Origin of the sequence: Hymenobacter nitidus (genome assembly GCF_020447315.1) — a bacterium.
In the GTDB taxonomy this organism is placed as follows: Bacteria; Bacteroidota; Bacteroidia; order Cytophagales; family Hymenobacteraceae; genus Hymenobacter; species Hymenobacter nitidus.
On record NZ_JAJADQ010000003.1, the window covers coordinates 45,578 to 62,095 of the forward strand.

Here is a 16,518-nt window from a genome sequence, read left to right on the forward strand (position 1 = left end):
ACCCCTAAACCTTCTCTTCCATGGCTGATTCTAAAACGATCCTGATAGCAGAGGATAGCTCTGTTATTCTGAACCTGACCAAAAAAATCCTGGAGCTCCAGAAATACCGCATCGTGTCGGCTAAAAACGGCGGGGAGGTAATCAAGCAAGTCGAATCCCAGCCCATCGACTGCGTGCTGATGGATATCAACATTCCGGTGAAAGACGGTATGGAGTGCACCCGCGAAATCCGGCGCAATGCCGACCCGCGCATCGCCCAGATTCCGATTATTGCCATTACCGGCAACGCCAATAACTACTCGATGGAACAGTTCCGCGAGGCCGGCGTGACGGACTATCTGCCCAAGCCCCTCGACTTCGATGCGCTGGTGCGCGTGGTGAAGCAATACATTGGATAAGGCAATTAATAATTAAGGAATTAGCAATTAAGAATTAAGAATTGTCAAAGCTGATCTGATGCATATTTAGGTTGGAGAAGCAGCAATTCTTAATTCTTGATTCTTGATTACTACTTCAGAAAAAGTGCAAGTTACTTTTCTCGGTACCGGTACGTCCCAGGGAGTCCCCATGATAGGGTGCCACTGCCCGGTATGCAGCTCCGTGGACTACCGCGACAAGCGCCTGCGCGTGTCGGTGCACGTGCAAACGCAGGGGAAAAGCCTGATTGTCGACTCGGGGCCCGACTTCCGCCAGCAGGTGCTGCGGGCCCGCATCGACCACTTGGACGCGCTGCTGTTTACCCACGAGCACAAAGACCATACGGCCGGCATGGACGACATCCGGGCGTATAACTTCAAGCAGCAGCAGGACATGCCCGTGTACGCCGAGCCGCGGGTGCTGGAGCAGCTCAAGCGCGAGTACGCCTACATTTTTGCCGAACACAAGTATCCGGGCGTGCCCAAAGTGGCTACGTTCCCCATCGTCAGCGACTCGGACAGCTTTTGGGTGGAAGGCGTGGAAGTGCATCCCATCCGGGCCCTGCACTACAAGCTGCCGGTGCTGGGCTTCCGCATCGGGAACTTCACCTACATCACCGACGCCAACTACCTATCGAAAGAATCGTTGGCCCGGGTGCGGGGCTCGGAGGTGATTGTGCTCAATGCCCTGCGCCACGAGCAGCACATTTCGCACTTCAGCCTGCAGGAAGCCGTGGATATTCTCACCGATCTGGCCCCGCGCGTGGGCTACATCACCCACATCGGCCACCAGTTGGGCCGGCACCGCGAAGTGGAAGCTACGCTGCCCCAGAATATCCGCTTGGCGTACGATGGGCTGCAAGTGGCGCTGTAATTTACATGCAACTATTTCCCTGGATTACTGAGCAGTTTTACTCAGCCCTCCCTTCCAACCAAGTAATTGATCAGGTGCAAGCTAATTTGCCCGGGCCTTTTACTTGGCACTCCCTTTTTGCGGCAAAGGCCAGCGCTCTATTTCGAGGAGAGGTAAAGGCCAATACCTTTACCCTACGCAGAACCATAAGTTACCAGAACTCTTGGCTGCCACAGATTACGGGGTGGGTAGAGCCAGATACTGATGCAGAGGGCAGCATTGTGATACTGAGGCACCGAGTTCGTCCAGCAGTACTCACTTTTGGTGCTGTATGGTTTCTGGGGGTGGTTTTGGCAGCAATTCGCCCATTTTGGCTGACTCTTGCAACCGGCATCTTTGCAGCTGAATTATTGATTCCGCTCGGCATGCTGACCTTTGGCCTAGTTCTTTTCACGGGGCCTTTTTGGCTTGAAGTGCGCAAATCCCGCCATTTGCTAATCAATCTCTTACAGCTGCAACAGTAGCCCGGCAAGCGGATTTGCTCCATTTTCATGCACAATAACTATTATTTCCTGCGCCAGCTGGCCCCCGCCCTCACCCGGCAGCTAGCCGGCTTTCGGGTAGCCACCTGCTTTTCGCAGGAAAAGGACGAGCTGGTCATTGGCCTGCTCAAAGACGAGCAAGAATTCTGGATCAAGGCCCAGCTGTCGGCCAACTTCCCGGTGCTGGCTCTGCCCGAAACCTTCCACCGGGCCCGCACCAACTCCGTGGACCTACTGCCCAGCCTGCTGGGCCAGGAAGTGGCCGACGTTAGCGTGTTCCCCCACGACCGGGTGCTGCGCCTGCACTTCACGGGCGGCGGCTCCCTGCTGTTCAAGCTCTACGGCCCACGGCCCAACGCCGTATTCCGGGCTGCTGCCGAGGCGCCTGCCGAGCTGTTTCACCAGCGCTACACCGCCGATGCCGACCTGGCCCCGGCCCCGGAGCCCCTCCCCGACCCCACGAACCCATTGCGCAGCTTCCCGGGCCTGGGCGACGTGCCGCCGCGCTACCTGCGGGCCCACGGCTACGACGCGGCCGATGCCGACACGCGCCAGCGCATGGTGCGGGAAGTGGTAGCACAGCTCGAAAACCCAGCCCACTTCTACCTAGCTGCTGTAGAGGACAAAACCCGCCTGACAATGCTACCCGTGGGCGACGTGGAGCAGGAGCTGGCCCCCGACGCTGTGGCGGCCCTGCGCCTGTTTGTGCCCCTGACGCTGGGCCGCCGGGCCTACGAAACCGAGCTGCGCCAGGTGCGCCAGCAGCTGGAGAAGCGCGCCGAGGAAGCGACCATCAGCGCCAGCCAGGCCCGCACCCGCCTCTATGCCCTGGAGCACACGGCCGGCTACCGCCAGACGGCCGACCTGATTATGGCCAACCTCAGTCAGATTCCGGCCGGGGCCGCGCAGGTCGAGGTCGTGGACTTTTACCAGGACAATCAGCCGCGCACCATCAAGCTCAAGCCCTCGGAAACGCCCCAGCGCACGGCCCAGAACCTGTACCGCAAGGCCAAAAACCAGAAGATAGAAACCGAGCAGCTGCAGGAGCGCATCGAGCGGCGCGAAACCGAAGCCCTCTGGTGCCTGGAGCGCCTGGAGGAGCTGGCCGCCATTACGGACCTGCGCGCCCTGCGTACCTGGCGCAAAACCCACGATTTGCTGCCCGCCACCAAGGCCCAGGAAGCCGCCGAGCTGCCCTTCAAGGTGTTTACCGACAGCGGCTACACGATTCTGGTGGGCCGCAACGCCCAGAACAACGACCTGCTGACCCAGCGCTACGCTCACAAAGACGACCTGTGGCTGCACGCCAAAGACGTAACCGGCTCCCACGTGGTCATCAAACAGAAGCCGGGCCACACCACGCCCGAACCCGTGGTGGAGCGGGCGGCGCAGCTGGCGGCCTGGTACTCGCGCCGCAAAAACGACTCGCTCTGCCCCGTGACCGTGACACCCAAGAAGTTTGTGCGCAAGCGCAAGGGCGCCGTGGCCGGGCAGGTAGTCGTGGAGCGGGAGCGGGTGGTACTGGTCGTGCCGGCTAATCCGTTCGAGCGGGCCGGGGCCTGATTTAGGCCCAAATGACTAAAAACAAAAAGCCCAACCTGCAGCAGGTTGGGCTTTTTTGGCTGATTCAGCCGGAGTGCGCGCGGGGAGATTCGAACTCCCACACCCGAAGGCACCACCCCCTCAAGATGGCGTGTCTACCAGTTTCACCACGTGCGCAAAAGGGCAAGAAAGCGGTACTCGCAGCAGCGGCCGGGGCCACTGACTTCGCTGAGGCGGCGAAGTGGGGACAAAAGTAGGGTCTTGCACCAAGCGGTGCAAGTCAGCAGCTGTTTTTTCTGCGAAAAAGAGCTATCCGACCCTTCTCCCAACTGCTGACCGGCTAAGAATCAGGGATAAAGCCGGGAAAGAAAATTCGGAGTTTTTTGCGACTTAATAATCCAAAACCCACGTAATCGGGCCTTATACCGTAAAAACAGTAAGCCCGCCATCCTATGCGGACAGCAGGCTTGCTGTAAGTATCGGCTGAGTCGGCGCTTACTCGGCGCGGGCCAGCGGGGTATCGACTACGTGCTCGGAGACGAACCACACCTGCATTTCGTTGGCGCGCAGCACTTCGCTGATCAGCAGATCGTTGGTGCCGTCGTCGCCGCTTTCATCGGCCTGATCGGCAAACTTATGGCAGTTTTTGAGGATAATCTGGTGGGCTTCCAGCAAACGGGACACCTGAATGGGTGCCTCCTCCCGGTCGCGGGGCGGGCGCGGAATGCTGGCCAGCTCGGCCACATCGTGGGCCATGGCCACGGCCACGCCACCCAGAATCTGGATGCGCTCGGCAATGGTATCTACCAGCACGCTTTGTTCCTCGTAGTGCTTGTCGTAGAGCAGGTGCAGCTGGTAGAACGTGGGGCCTACCACCTGCCAGTGGTGCTTTTTGTACAGGTCGCGCAGGGTGATGGTGTCGGCCAGCATCTGGTTGAGGTTATTCACGCTCTCCTGGCGGGTCTTTTCATCGAGCCCGATGGGCAGGCGCTGTGACACGGTGCCGTACTTCTGGAGCGGCGCCGGGGCATTAAACTGCTGGTTGAGCACGGGCTGCACGCTCGGGCCGGCTTGGCCGTTGCTGCCGGCAGCGCCGATGGAGGCCGTGGGGGAAGCTTTTTTGGGAGCCGCAGCTTTGGCCGCGGCGGGTTTCTTGGTGGTGTCTTTGGTAGCCATGGGTAGGTAGTGTAGCAGAAAATGGGAGCGGCCAGGGCGGCCACGGTAAGGCTTTACGAGCGCCGACGCGCTAGGTTCCGGGTTTTGCCGCCCGCGGGCCGGTTTCCGCCGGCCTTTTCGCCTGTTCCGGCTTACTTTACCAAACCGAAAGCCCCGCCATAAGTTGGTACTAGCAATGATGCCACCCGCCCACGCCCACCCGCACCCCGAAGACCACCTGACCAGCTCGGCCATGCTGCAGGACATCGTTATCGGTCTTTCCGACGGCCTGACGGTACCTTTCGCGCTGGCCGCCGGCCTGAGCGGGGCTGTGTCGTCGTCGGCGCTGGTGATTACGGCGGGGCTGGCCGAAATCGTGGCGGGCTCTATTGCCATGGGCCTGGGCGGCTACCTGGCCGGCCGCACCGAGGTAGAGCACTACGAGGCCGAGGTGGCCCGCGAGCATCGGGAGGTGCGGGAAGTACCGGAAGTGGAGCGGGCCGAGGTGCGCGACCTGCTGGCCGAAATCGGCTTGTCGGAGGCCACCCGGGAGCTGGCCGTGCGGGAACTCACGGCCGACCCCGAGCAGTGGGTGAAGTTCATGATGAAGTATGAGCTGGGCCTGGAAAAGCCCGACCCGCGCCAGGCCCCCAAAAGCGCCGCCACCATCAGCCTGGCCTACGCCGTGGGAGGACTCATTCCGCTGAGTGCCTACTTTTTCACTGCTACGCCTACCGAAGGCCTGCTTTGGTCGGCCGTTATTACGCTGGTATGCCTGTTTCTTTTCGGCTACCTGAAAAGCCGCCTGACGGGCCAGCCGCCCGTCGCCGGGGCCCTGAAAATGGCCGGCATCGGGGCCTTGGCCGCTGGGGCGGCCTTCCTGGTGGCCCGGCAGTTCAGTGAGTAAAGCCGCGCGGAAGGCCATGAAAAAAGCCGTGACCTGACCGGCCACGGCTTTTTCGTACTTTACTTCGCACCAGCAGCTTACTCGGTGCGCAGCAGGCGGGCCACTTGGCGGCCGTCGGCGGTGCGGGCCAGGTAGAGGCCGGCGGGCACGCCGGCCGCCGGGCGCCACTGCACCTGGCCCGTAGGCTGGCTCTGCAGCGTCGTTACCTGCCGGCCCAGCTGGTCGAATACCACGACCGTCTGCACGCCGGGGCGGGCCAGCGTGAAGCTCACCTGGCTCTGAAACGGCGTGGGCACGGCGCTCAGCGCAGTAACCTGCCGGGCTACCTGCGTGGCCAGCGTAGGGGCACTTACCCGGAAGGTCAGCGTCTGGGTATTTACGCCCTTGATGGGGCAGTTGCTGTCGGTGGTGGTAACGGTGCAGTAGTACAGGCCGGGAGCCAGGGTAGCCGGGGGCAGCCAGTCGATCTGCACCGTGGGGCTGAAGCCGGGCGCGGCCGGGGTGAACTCCGAGTTGGGCAGCAGTTGCTCGGCGTTGCTGCTCATGGTCAGGATCTGGTTCGTATTAGCATCGGTGCCGGTCAGGCGCACGCTCACCAGCTGGCCGGGCCGCGCGGGAATTACGGCGCTGGCCGGCTGGGTGAGGCTGCCATTGATGACTACGGGCCGCAGCGTCGGATTCTGGTTGGTGCCGGGGTCTACGACTATCAGCAGCAGTTCCCGCCGAATGGTGCCCACCAGCGTGATGACGGGCTGCCCGTTGCTGCCGGTGCTGCGCCGATACTCGGACACCTTCACTGCTACGGCGTACTTGTTTTCCGGGCTGTTCACGCCTGGGTTGTACAAGGCCGGCTGGCAGGAAATAGCTCCGTTGAGCGGGTTGAAGCGGAAGTAGGGCTGCACCTGCCGCAGCGGGCAGGAGCCGGTTACGTTGAAGGACAGCAGCGGAAACGTCGGCGAGTAGGGCGTAGTGGGCACGGCCGTGAAGCAGGTCGGGTCGGCCGGGTCGACGATGATTGTGCTGCTGAACGACTTATAGGTCAGGGGCTCATTGCAGCCGACTAAAGGCGCTACCAGCTCGTAGGCCAGGGAATCGCCGTCGGGGTCGGTGGCCTGCTGGCTGAGGGTGGTCGGCAGGTTCCAGCCCAGGAAGGGCAGCACCAGGGAGTTGCTGATAAAGGTGGCCGACGTGTTGCCCAGCCCGTTGCGGTTGTCCAGCGTCGCCTCGCAGTACAGACTTCCGGTGGCGTTGTTCACATTGCCCATGGCCGGCCGCGCTACCGATACCGCGCTGAGCGTCCACTGGCCAGGCGGCAGCGGCACCGTCGCCTCAAAGTCGCCGCTTTCCATATTGATGCGCTGGCCCGGGCCGCACTGCGGGCCCAGGGCTGCGCAGTACGGGTCGCCGGCCCGGACGGAGCTGCCCACCAGCGTCAGGGGAATGGTGGCGCCGCCGCTGCACCCACTGGTGCGGTACACCAGCTCCGGGTTGATAGCGCTCAGCGCGCTGCCCGCACAGTCCCGGTAGAGGCGCAGCGTCACGCGGTACTGGTTGCCGCTGAGGTGGCGGTAATACAGCTCCCCGGCCTGCACATGAGAAGCCTGCAGGCGCTGGCCCCCGAGCAAACAAACCATTAAGAACACCCAGCGAATAAAGAGTAAAGGTTTTCCCACAGGCAACAAATAGGTAGATGATGACGAGTAAAATCCCGTATAGATAAGCAAAAGCGCTGGGCTCTTATACAGTGCCTTGAACATTCTGTAGTTAGTTACTTTCGCAGCCTACCGCACCGTTTCCCCACCAACTTTCCCGCTATGGCTTTCCCCTTCTTCGGCGACGACAAATCGAAAATTGCGCAGATGCTGGCTACCCTGCCCCAGCTGGGCCGCGTGGAGTGGATCGGCATTCGGCCGGTGCGCCGCGAGCCGCTGGTGAGCGTGCCCGAAGTGGAGGTGCTGACCGACGCCCGTCTGCACGGCGACCATGCCCGCGTAAAGGCCGGTGGCAAGCGGCAGGTAACCCTGGTGCAGCACGAGCACTTGACGGCCGTAGCCGGCTTTCTGGGCCAGGCGGCGCCCGTAGATCCCGGCCGCCTGCGCCGCAACCTGGTGGTGAGTGGCTTGAACCTGCTGGCCCTGAAAAACCGGCGCGTGCAGCTCGGCCAGGAGGTAGTGCTGGAAATAACCGGCGAGTGCCACCCCTGCTCCCGCATGGAAGAAGAGCTGGGCCCTGGCGGCTACAACGCCATGCGCGGCCACGGCGGCCTCACGGCCCGCATCATTCAGGGCGGCCTGCTGCGCGTCGGCGACGTGGTGCAGGTGCTGGCAGCGGAAGGCCAGGCCCATAGCGCGGAGTAGCAGGCCCGGCGCGGGCGGTATCAGCACAGGACGACGGGCATGCCCACTGCGCCTGACGCATCCTGCACGCTGCCGTTGCTGGTGAAACTGGAGCTACCTACAAGCGTCCGTCATGCTGAGCAAAGTCGAAGTATCTCTCCTGCCGGAGTAATCAGAGTTACCACTGCGGGAGAGATGCTTCGGCAAGCTCAGCATGACGGCCTTTGGTTGTTCAACTCCCTCCATCTATCCTCACCCCCCATACCCTTATTCCCTCCCTCACTTCTCCCCTATTGCCATGGGAAAGTCGTTGCGCGACCATTCACTCCAGGAGCCGACGTAGAGCTTGGGTATCTCCAGGCCGGCCTGGGCGAAGGCCAGCAGGGTGTGGCAGGCCGTTACGCCCGAGCCGCAATGCACTAGTACCTGCTGCGGCGGCCGGCCGGCCAGCACGGCCTCGTATTTGGCCCGCAGCTCGGGAGCCGGCAGGTAGTGACCCGCCGCATCCAGATTGCCGGCGAAAGGCACGTTTACGGCTCCGGGAATGTGGCCCGCAATCAGGTCGATGGGCTCGGTTTCGCCGCGGTAGCGCACCGCCTCGCGCACGTCGATAATCAGGGCCTTGCCCGTGGCGGAGGCCTGCTGCACCTCACTGGTCGGGGCCAGGGGCAGCTGCCAGAAGCTCACCGGATACGGCGACACGGGCACGGGCCGCTCCGGGGTATCGGTCAGGGCGAAGCCGGCAGCCTGGGCAGCAGCCAGGCCCCCATCCAATACCTGCACGGCCGTGTGGCCGGCGCTGCGCAGCATCCACCAGACGCGGGCTGCGGCGTTGGCCCCGCTTTTATCGTCGTACACGACCACCGTCGTGGCCGGCCCGATGCCCAGCTGCCCCAGCAGGCGGGCAAAATCGGTGATGGGCGGCAACGGGTGACGCCCGCCCTGGGCTGCGTCGGCCGGGGGCCGGGCCAGGTCCTGCTCCAGATCCACGAACAGGGCGCCGGGCAGGTGGCCGGCCTGGTAGCGCTGCCGAGCCTCGGGACCGGAGCGGGCATCGAGCAGCACGAAGCTTTCGGTGTGCTGGCGCTGCTGCAGCTCCGGGGCCTGGAGCAGGGCAAGCGTGGGGTTAGACTTCTGCTGCATAATTCGGGGCTTCAACGAAATACAATCCGTGTCGTCAGTAGGGCCGACGGGGCAGTAAGATACGCCCCCGCAGGTTGGGCCGGCACCAACGTCGGTTTTTTACCCCGCTGCCGGCCAGCGCTGGGCGAGGGCGCGGCGCAAAACAGAGTTTTGTATCTGCCACCCGCTGCTTAGTCGAGTTGGGAGGGCAGGGTTTCGGGGCGGGGCGTGGTGCCCCGGTGGCTGAGGCGGTACTGCAGGGTCAGGACCACGTTGTTTTTGACGGACGTGCTCAGGGGCACCAGCTGGCCCTGCTTCAGGGTGGGCTGGCTGTAGTTGTCCTGCCGCAGCCAACCCAGCTGGGCGCTCAGGTGGCGGTCGAGCTGGTAGCCCAGGCCGGCATACACACGGTTGCGCTCCAGCACCGGCCCCTTCGGGTTCAGAAATATCTCGTCGTAGACCGACAAGAACACGGTGCGGTCGGTAACGGTCTTGTTGTTCAGGGGCAGGAAGGCGTTCAGGCGGTAGCGCAGACGCTGGCGAAAGGCGGTGCTGTCTTCGGCCCGGTACGTGAGCCAGCGCTGCTCCACGCGGTAGCGGTGCTCAATCTTGAGGCGGTCCAGAAACTGGTTGAGCACCAGCTGCTGCCACAGGCGCTTCTCCGTGTTCACGGGGCCGGGCTCGTCGAAGGTATCGTAGCGGCCGAAACCCAGCAGCGTGGTGAAGTTCTTGTCCAGGTCGTAGCTCACGCCGCCCTTCAGCTCGTTGTAGAAGTACTGATTCAGCAGGCGGTTGCTGCGGGCCTGCACCTCCACGTAGCCGCCCCACTTCTTCTCCACGCTGCCCGGCAGCACCACCGTACCGATATACCAGTTGCCCCAGGTGCCCGGCGTCTGGGCCTGGGCAACGGGGCTGGTGAGGAACCCGGCCAGCAGGGCGCCGGCCGCAAATACTGCTTTGTTCATTCGAAACGCGTGAGGAAGAAGCCGCGAAGGTAAGCCCGGAGTGCGGCACTCCTCTCACCACCTGGGCTGGCTACCGGCTTCTACGCGGCCCGCCGGCCCTGGTTACCGCCCGGCGGGTGGCCCCGCCCACCCGCCGCGGCTTACTGGCCCAGGCGGTCCACGTCGGTCAGCTCACCCTTGTTGAGCATCACCTGCAGGTCGAGGTAGGTCAGGGAGAAAGGCACCCGGCTGTACTTCTCCGGGTCGTTGAGGCGGCTGAGCGGGTGCACGTCGTTGGTGACGTACTCGTTGGTGACCAGCTCCACCGTGTTGCCCCGGGCGCTGACCACCTTCAGCAACGAGTACTGGGCCGCACCCACGCTGTCTTGGCTGCGCACCGTGTACACGTCGCCCACCTGCGGGGCGGCCAGGTAGGCGGCGTTGTCCTTCTCGTCCTGGTTGTTGGCAATAAGGGCCCACCCGATGCCCAGCGCCAGCAGGGCCAGCCCCACCCACTGCCACCACGGGGCGCTGGTTTCCTTTTTCAGGGCCGTGGCCAGGGGCTTCAGCTCCCCGGGCAGCTCTTTTTCCTCCCACACCCGCTGGCAGTGCCCGCACTGGCCCGCCACGGGCTTGCTGTAGGGAAACAGCGGCACCCAGTAGATGTGGGTGTAGCGGCTGAACACGCTCAGATGCAGCGCGTCGGGGGTGGCACAGGCCGGGCAGGCAAGGCCGGGCAGGGCCTGGGTGCGCCGGTGCGAGCCGTTGGTTCCGTAGATAATCATGACAGTGGTGACCGGTGAGGGAAAGCGCAGAAAATATTAACTCCTCCAAATATAGGCAGCCCCCGCGCATAGCTGACGCCGGTGGCCCCGGCTGTAGCCCGGCTGACAACGATATACTTCCCTGCCCAGCCGGAAAGCAGCACCATGCCGGCCTTTCCGCTGCGCGCCGCTTGTACATGACCGGTGGAGAAACCAGCTACGGGTTGCCCTAGCGGCCCGATTATAACTACCTTATTTTCCGGCCATCGGCGCCGCGCCGTCAAAGCACCTCTCCCATTAGCCAGCTTCCCTGCCTAACTTGCGGGCTGTGCTGCTACGTCCCATTTACTTCCTGCTGCTTTTCCTCTGGAGCTCGGCCCAACCCCTGGCCTGCGCCCATACTTCCAAGCCCGCCGCCCCGCCCGACAGCCTGCGGCCGGGGGCGGCCCCGCTGCCGTGGCTCGACTCGCTGCTGACCGCCGCCCCGGCCCTGCGGCAGCACCAGGTGGGGCTGAGCATCCGCGACGCGGCTACGGGCGAGGTGGTGTATGAGCTCAACGAGGCCCGCTACTTCACCCCGGCCAGCGTGATGAAGCTCTTTAGCTTCTATACCGGCCTGCGCCTGCTCGGCGACTCGCTGCCCAGCCTGCGTTACTTCAGCCGCCACGATACGCTGTTTTTTCAGGGTACCGGCGACCCGACCTTTCTGCACGGCGACGTGCCCTCGCGCCGGGCCTACGCCTTTTTGGCCCGCCGCCCCGAACGGCTGCTGGCCTACTGCAGCATTGCTACCCCGCCGCCCTATGGCCCCAGCTGGGCCTGGGACGACTTCAACTATTACTTCCAGCCCGAGCGCACGGCTTTTCCGCTCTACGGCAATACGGTGCGCTTCTATGCCAGTGCCCCGCTGCCGGCCCGCGGTAAGCTGCCGGCCAGCCCCCAGCGGGTGCGGGTGCTGCCCCGCCCCTTTGCCCCGCTCACCAGCCTGGCCACCGCCGACGACCTGCCGGGCCACAACCCCGACCAGCACGTAAGCCGGGCCCAGCTCGACAACCGCTTCACCTTCTTCCCCGCACCCAAGAAGTGGGTCGATGAGGTGCCTTACCGCACCAGCCGCACCCTGCTGCTGCGCCTGCTCGGCGACACGCTGCGCCGGGCCGTGGTGCATACCGCCTGGCGCCCCCGCCCCGGCCTCGATTCTATCCGGACCCTGCCGGGCCTGCCCGCCGACTCGCTCTACCGGCGCATGCTGCGGGTGAGCGACAATTTCCTGGCCGAGCAGCTCCTGCTCATGTGCGCCACCAAGCTGGGGCCGCCCCGCGACTCCCTCAGCGCCTGGCGCGTAATCCGTCACGCCCAGCGCCACCTGCTCCAGCCCCTGCCCGACAAGCTGCCCTGGGTGGATGGCTCGGGCCTCTCCCGGCTTAACCTCGTCACGCCCCGCTCCCTGAGTGCCCTGCTGGTGCTGCTGCACCAGGAAGTGCCCGAGCCCCGTCTGCTGAGTTTGCTGGCGGGCGGCGGCGGCCAGGGCACCCTGCGCCACCGCTACAAGGACGCCCAGGGCACCTGGTTCTGGGGCAAAACCGGCACGCTCACCCATACCTGCAACCTGGCCGGCTACGTGCGCACCCGCAGCGGCCGGCTGCTGGCCGTAAGCTTCCTCAACAACAGCATCCCCGGCGACGACCAGCCCGTGCGCAACGAGATGCAGCGGATTCTGGGCCAGGTGAGGCAGCGGCTGTAGCAGTACCGCCCCCGGTTGGTGCCGCACTGGCAGCCGTAGGCTACTGGTCCGATTGAGGGGCGGCTTACTCCTCCAGCCGGGCCACATCAAGGCACAACAAAGCGGCTACGACAACTCATAACGCAAGACTACAGGGCATCACCCCGGCCCGGGCCGCTGGCTTACCAGCCCCGCCTGTGCCTCAGGCCAGGCTGCCCCGAAGCAGACGGCTTGGCTTTGGGCAGCCGCGGCCCGGAAATCCGGTATCTTTCGCCGGCTCCCCCGCTTTCTTCCGGCTCTACTACTTATGGCCCTGCTTGATTCTCTGAAAACCCTCAGCTGGCAGGCGGCCCTGCCGCTTTTCCTGGCCGAGAACCTGCTGGTGCTGCTGCTGGCCGTGGGCTTTGGGTATGTGCTTCAGGCCGGGTTTGGCCGGGCCCGGGCCCTGGGGCCGTTGTACCAGCCGCCCGGCGCCCAGCAACTCCGGCTTGCCACCTACACCCTGCTGCTCAATACCGGCATTACCTTCCTGGGCTTCCTGCTCTGGCGGCACGGCTTTATCCGGATTCGGGAAGACGTTTCCTGGCGCGTGCTGCCCGATTTTCTGGTGCTTTTTCTGGGCATGGACCTGCTGATGTACGGGTTCCACTACGTCATTCACCACTCGGTGCTTTACCGCTGGGTGCACGGCCTGCACCACCACTACACCGCCCCCCAGCCCATCGATTTGTTTGTGCTGCACCCGCTCGAAACCCTGGGCTTCGGCGGCCTGTGGCTGCTGCTGATGGCCCTGTACCCGGCCAGCATGGTGGCCATTGTAGCCTACCTCACGGTGAACGTGCTGTTTGGGGCCCTGGGCCACTGCGGCGTCGAGCCGTTTCCGGCCGCCTGGGCCCACCACCCGCTGCTGAAGCACCTGGGCTCCTCGGGCTTCCACTTCCAGCACCACCAGCACGACACCCACAACTTCGGCTTCTATACGTCCTTGTGGGACCGGCTCTTTGGCACGTATGCGGCCGGGAGCCTCACCCCCGGCCCCTCTCCGAAAAAGGAGAGGGGAGCCTGACGACTTGGGGAATAGAGCAGCTTGCTTAGATTTTACCAGGGAATAAAAGACGGAGTAGGCTCGAACACATACGCTTGTCTTCTTCACCCAGTGTCTACCCCTTTACCTAACCTCTGGTGACTTACACCAAATTTGCAGCCCGTTGGTGGCTTCAAAATAGCAATGCACTTGCTGCGTCCCGGAAGGGCTATACCTACTTCAAAATGAAAGCAAATAGTCCGGTCGCAGTTCAGTAAGTTTGTTACCCTGCTCTCCGCAGTAGTTAGGTTTCTGCTATTTCTACTTCGCTTCTATGCTTACCCCCGAGCAACGCGCCCGCCAGATTATTGACGACCAACTGCTAGCCGCGGGCTGGCACATCTTCGACAGCGGTAAGCAGAACCTAAGCATGGGGCCCGGTGTGGCCGTTAGGGAGTTTCAGACCAGCACGGGCCCGGCCGACTATGCCCTGTTCGTGGACCGCAAGCTGGTCGGCATTATCGAGGCCAAGCCCGAAGGCACCTCCCTCACGGCCGTGGCCGAGCAGACGGTGCGCTACCTGACCAGCACCACTAAGTTTGTACAGCGGGCCGCCGACCAGCTCCCCTTCGGCTACGAGGCCAACGGCGACGAGGTGCGCTTCTGCGACTGGCGCGACCCTCAGCCCCGCTCTCGCAACGTATTCAGCTTCCACCGGCCCGAAACCCTGCGCGTCTGGCTCACCGACGGCGACAACACCCTGCGCCACCGCCTGCAAAGCCTGCCCGAGCTGGCCACCACCGGCCTGCGCGACTGCCAGGTAGAAGCCATCCGCAACCTGGAGGAGTCCTTTAAGCACGACCGGCCCCGGGCCCTGATTCAAATGGCCACCGGCTCGGGTAAGACCTTTACGGCGGTGTCGTTCATTTACCGCCTTATCAAGTTTGCCGGGGCCAAGCGCATTCTGTTTCTGGTGGACCGCGGCAACCTGGGCCGGCAGACGCTCACCGAGTTTCAGCAGTACGTGACGCCCGACGACGGCCGCAAGTTCACCGACCTCTACAACGTTCAGAACCTGACAAGTAACCGCCTCGACTCGGTCAGCAAGGTCACCATCACTACCATTCAGCGCCTGTACTCCATGCTGCGGGGTGAGGCCGAGTTTGAGGCCGGCAACGAGGAAGGCTCCGGCTTCGAGGCCGAAGCCGCGCTAGCCACGGTGCGGCCCAAGGAAGTGGCTTACAACTCCCTCATTCCGCCCGAGACCTACGACTTCGTGGTGATTGACGAGTGCCACCGCTCCATCTACAACGTGTGGCAGCAGGTGCTGGAGTACTTCGATGCCCACCTCATCGGCCTCACGGCCACGCCAGCCAAGCAGACCTTCGGCTTCTTCAACCGCAACCTGGTAATGGAGTACAGCCACGAGCGCGCCGTGGTGGATGGCGTCAACGTGGGCTCCGACATTTACCTGATCAGCACCGTGGTGTCGCAGCAGGGCTCCGTGGTGGAAAAGGGCCTGCCGGTGCAGCATGTGGAGCGCCTCACCCGCAAGAAGCGCTGGGAAGCCCTCGACGACGACCTGCCCTACGCCGCCACCCAGCTCGACCGCTCCGTCACGAACCCGAACCAGATCCGGGCCGTCATCCGGGAGTTTCGCGACGTGCTGTTTACCCGGCTGTTTCCCGGCCGCAGCATCGTGCCCAAAACCTTGATTTTCGCCAAGAGCGACGACCACGCCGACCGTATCGTGGACATCGTGCGCGAGGAATTCGGCAAGGGCAACGACTTCTGCAAGAAGATAACCTACGGCACCACCGGCGAGAAGGCCGACGACCTGATCAAGCGCTTCCGCAACTCCTTCGAGCCCCGCGTGGCCGTGACGGTCGACATGATTTCGACCGGCACCGACATCCGGCCCCTAGAGTGCCTGCTATTCCTGCGCGACGTGCGCAGCCGCGTCTACTTCGACCAGATGAAGGGCCGCGGCACCCGCATCATCAGTACCAGTGACCTACAAAACGTGACGGAGGATGCTACGGCCAAAACCCACTTCGTGCTGGTGGATGCCGTGGGCGTGACCCACTCCGAGAAAAAGGACGCCGCCACCACCGAGCGAATCAAGGGCCTCAGCTTTAAGGACCTGCTCAAGGCCGTATCCTACGGCAACACCGACCCCGAGCACCTCGGAAGCCTGGCCAAGCGCCTGGCCCGCCTGCACCAGCAGCTCCGGCCCGCCGAGCAGGCCCTGGTCAGCCAGCAGGCCAGCGGGGCTACCGTGCAGGAGCTGGCCAGCGGCCTCTACGACGCCGTGGACCCGGTGAAGGTGGAAGCCGTGGCCGCCCAGCTGGCCGCCGCGGCCGGGGAGCCGCTGTTTACCCTCGGCCCCGATGGCGAGGAAATGCCGGTGGAGCCCGCCCCGGAGTTTTTCCGCCAGGCCGAAGAACAGCTGACCACGGCCGCCGTAGCGCCCTTCGACAACCCCGAGCTGCGCAGCATCCTGGAAAAGCTCCACGCTCAGAAAGACCTGGTCATCGACCACCTCAGCCCCGACGAGGTGCTGGTGTCGGCGTTTGGGGAGCGGTTTTCGCCCGAGCAGGCCGCCGAGAAGCTGGCCCGGCAGAAGGTCGATAAGTTCCGCGCCTTTATCGAGGCGCACAACGCCGAAATCCTGGCCTTGCAGGTGCTGCACAACCAGCCCTGGCGCCGCCGCGAGCTGACCCACCGCCAGCTCCGGGACCTGGCCGAGGCCCTGAAGCTGGAAAGCCCCGACCTGACGCCCGCCCACCTCTGGGACGCCTACGAGCGCCTCGATAAGGCCCGGGTGCGCAGCAGCGCCAGCAGCACCGGCAGCAAAAACCTGCTCACCAACCTCATCAACCTGGTGCAGTTTGCCCTGGAGCACACCGACGTGCTGGAGCCCTTTGCCCTGACCGTGGAGCAGCGCTACCAGCAGTGGCTGCACCAGCAGCAGCTGGCAGGCCGTCTGTTCACGGAGCCCCAGCGCCAGTGGCTCGACATGATGAAGGACCACATTACCACCTCCCTCACCGTGGAAACCGAAGACTTCGGCTACGCCCCCTTCGAGGACCACGGCGGCTTCGGCCGCGCCCGTGCCCTGTTCGGCGACGAGCTGCTCCCGGTGGTGAAAGAATTAAACGAAGTACTCGCCGCTTAATCGGCTGAATCA

General features: G+C 63.8%; 14 protein-coding genes and 1 tRNA gene. 9 read left to right on the forward strand and 6 right to left on the reverse strand.

The window, feature by feature from the left end; genetic code table 11:
• Positions 1–20: 20 nt before the first annotated feature.
• From LGH70_RS06435 to LGH70_RS06450, 4 genes are all read left to right on the forward strand, one after another.
• Positions 21–398: a response regulator gene (locus LGH70_RS06435; protein WP_135391568.1), complete on the forward strand. Its 378-nt coding sequence runs from the start codon at positions 21–23 to the stop codon at positions 396–398.
• A gap of 124 nt (positions 399–522) precedes the next feature.
• A complete protein-coding gene (locus LGH70_RS06440; protein ID WP_226183822.1) occupies positions 523–1,290 on the forward strand; it encodes an MBL fold metallo-hydrolase in 768 nt (255 codons plus the stop codon).
• A 5-nt stretch (positions 1,291–1,295) separates the two neighbouring features.
• A complete protein-coding gene (locus LGH70_RS06445; RefSeq protein ID WP_226183825.1) occupies positions 1,296–1,793 on the forward strand; it encodes a hypothetical protein in 498 nt (165 codons plus the stop codon).
• Positions 1,794–1,820: 27 nt separating this feature from the next.
• A complete protein-coding gene (locus LGH70_RS06450; protein WP_226183827.1) occupies positions 1,821–3,374 on the forward strand; it encodes an NFACT RNA binding domain-containing protein in 1,554 nt (517 codons plus the stop codon).
• A gap of 74 nt (positions 3,375–3,448) precedes the next feature.
• Here LGH70_RS06450 and LGH70_RS06455 read toward each other — a convergent pair.
• Positions 3,449–3,530: transfer RNA gene (locus LGH70_RS06455), tRNA-Leu, on the reverse strand.
• 318 nt (positions 3,531–3,848) lie between these two features.
• A complete protein-coding gene (locus LGH70_RS06460) occupies positions 3,849–4,529 on the reverse strand; it encodes a Dps family protein (protein ID WP_226183830.1) in 681 nt (226 codons plus the stop codon).
• A gap of 178 nt (positions 4,530–4,707) precedes the next feature.
• Between LGH70_RS06460 and LGH70_RS06465 the strand changes: the two genes are divergently transcribed.
• Entirely contained in the window at positions 4,708–5,415 is a 708-nt protein-coding gene (locus LGH70_RS06465; protein ID WP_226184695.1) for a VIT1/CCC1 transporter family protein, read from the forward strand.
• Between the two features lie 77 nt (positions 5,416–5,492).
• Here LGH70_RS06465 and LGH70_RS06470 read toward each other — a convergent pair whose 3' ends face one another.
• Entirely contained in the window at positions 5,493–7,049 is a 1,557-nt protein-coding gene (locus LGH70_RS06470; RefSeq protein ID WP_226183832.1) for a hypothetical protein, read from the reverse strand.
• Positions 7,050–7,229: 180 nt separating this feature from the next.
• Between LGH70_RS06470 and LGH70_RS06475 the strand changes: the two genes are divergently transcribed.
• Positions 7,230–7,772, forward strand: coding sequence for an MOSC domain-containing protein (locus LGH70_RS06475; RefSeq protein WP_226183834.1), 543 nt, complete (start codon positions 7,230–7,232; stop codon positions 7,770–7,772).
• A gap of 258 nt (positions 7,773–8,030) precedes the next feature.
• Here the strand turns inward: LGH70_RS06475 and LGH70_RS06480 are convergent, their stop codons facing one another.
• The 3 genes from LGH70_RS06480 to LGH70_RS06490 form a co-directional block, all read right to left on the reverse strand.
• A complete protein-coding gene (locus LGH70_RS06480) occupies positions 8,031–8,894 on the reverse strand; it encodes a sulfurtransferase (RefSeq protein WP_226183836.1) in 864 nt (287 codons plus the stop codon).
• Between the two features lie 170 nt (positions 8,895–9,064).
• Complete coding sequence (locus tag LGH70_RS06485) at positions 9,065–9,838, reverse strand: DUF2490 domain-containing protein (RefSeq protein ID WP_226183838.1); 774 nt, start codon at positions 9,836–9,838, stop codon at positions 9,065–9,067.
• 140 nt (positions 9,839–9,978) lie between these two features.
• Positions 9,979–10,602, reverse strand: coding sequence for a hypothetical protein (locus LGH70_RS06490; RefSeq protein ID WP_226183840.1), 624 nt, complete (start codon positions 10,600–10,602; stop codon positions 9,979–9,981).
• A gap of 307 nt (positions 10,603–10,909) precedes the next feature.
• Between LGH70_RS06490 and LGH70_RS06495 the strand changes: the two genes are divergently transcribed.
• From LGH70_RS06495 to LGH70_RS06505, 3 genes are all read left to right on the forward strand, one after another.
• Positions 10,910–12,325 carry a D-alanyl-D-alanine carboxypeptidase gene (locus LGH70_RS06495; protein WP_226183842.1) on the forward strand — a complete coding sequence of 472 codons (1,416 nt, stop codon included), beginning with the start codon at positions 10,910–10,912 and terminating at the stop codon, positions 12,323–12,325.
• 286 nt (positions 12,326–12,611) lie between these two features.
• Positions 12,612–13,370 carry a sterol desaturase family protein gene (locus tag LGH70_RS06500; protein WP_226183844.1) on the forward strand — a complete coding sequence of 253 codons (759 nt, stop codon included), beginning with the start codon at positions 12,612–12,614 and terminating at the stop codon, positions 13,368–13,370.
• A gap of 292 nt (positions 13,371–13,662) precedes the next feature.
• Positions 13,663–16,506 carry a type I restriction endonuclease subunit R gene (locus LGH70_RS06505; protein ID WP_226183846.1) on the forward strand — a complete coding sequence of 948 codons (2,844 nt, stop codon included), beginning with the start codon at positions 13,663–13,665 and terminating at the stop codon, positions 16,504–16,506.
• Positions 16,507–16,518: the final 12 nt, after the last annotated feature.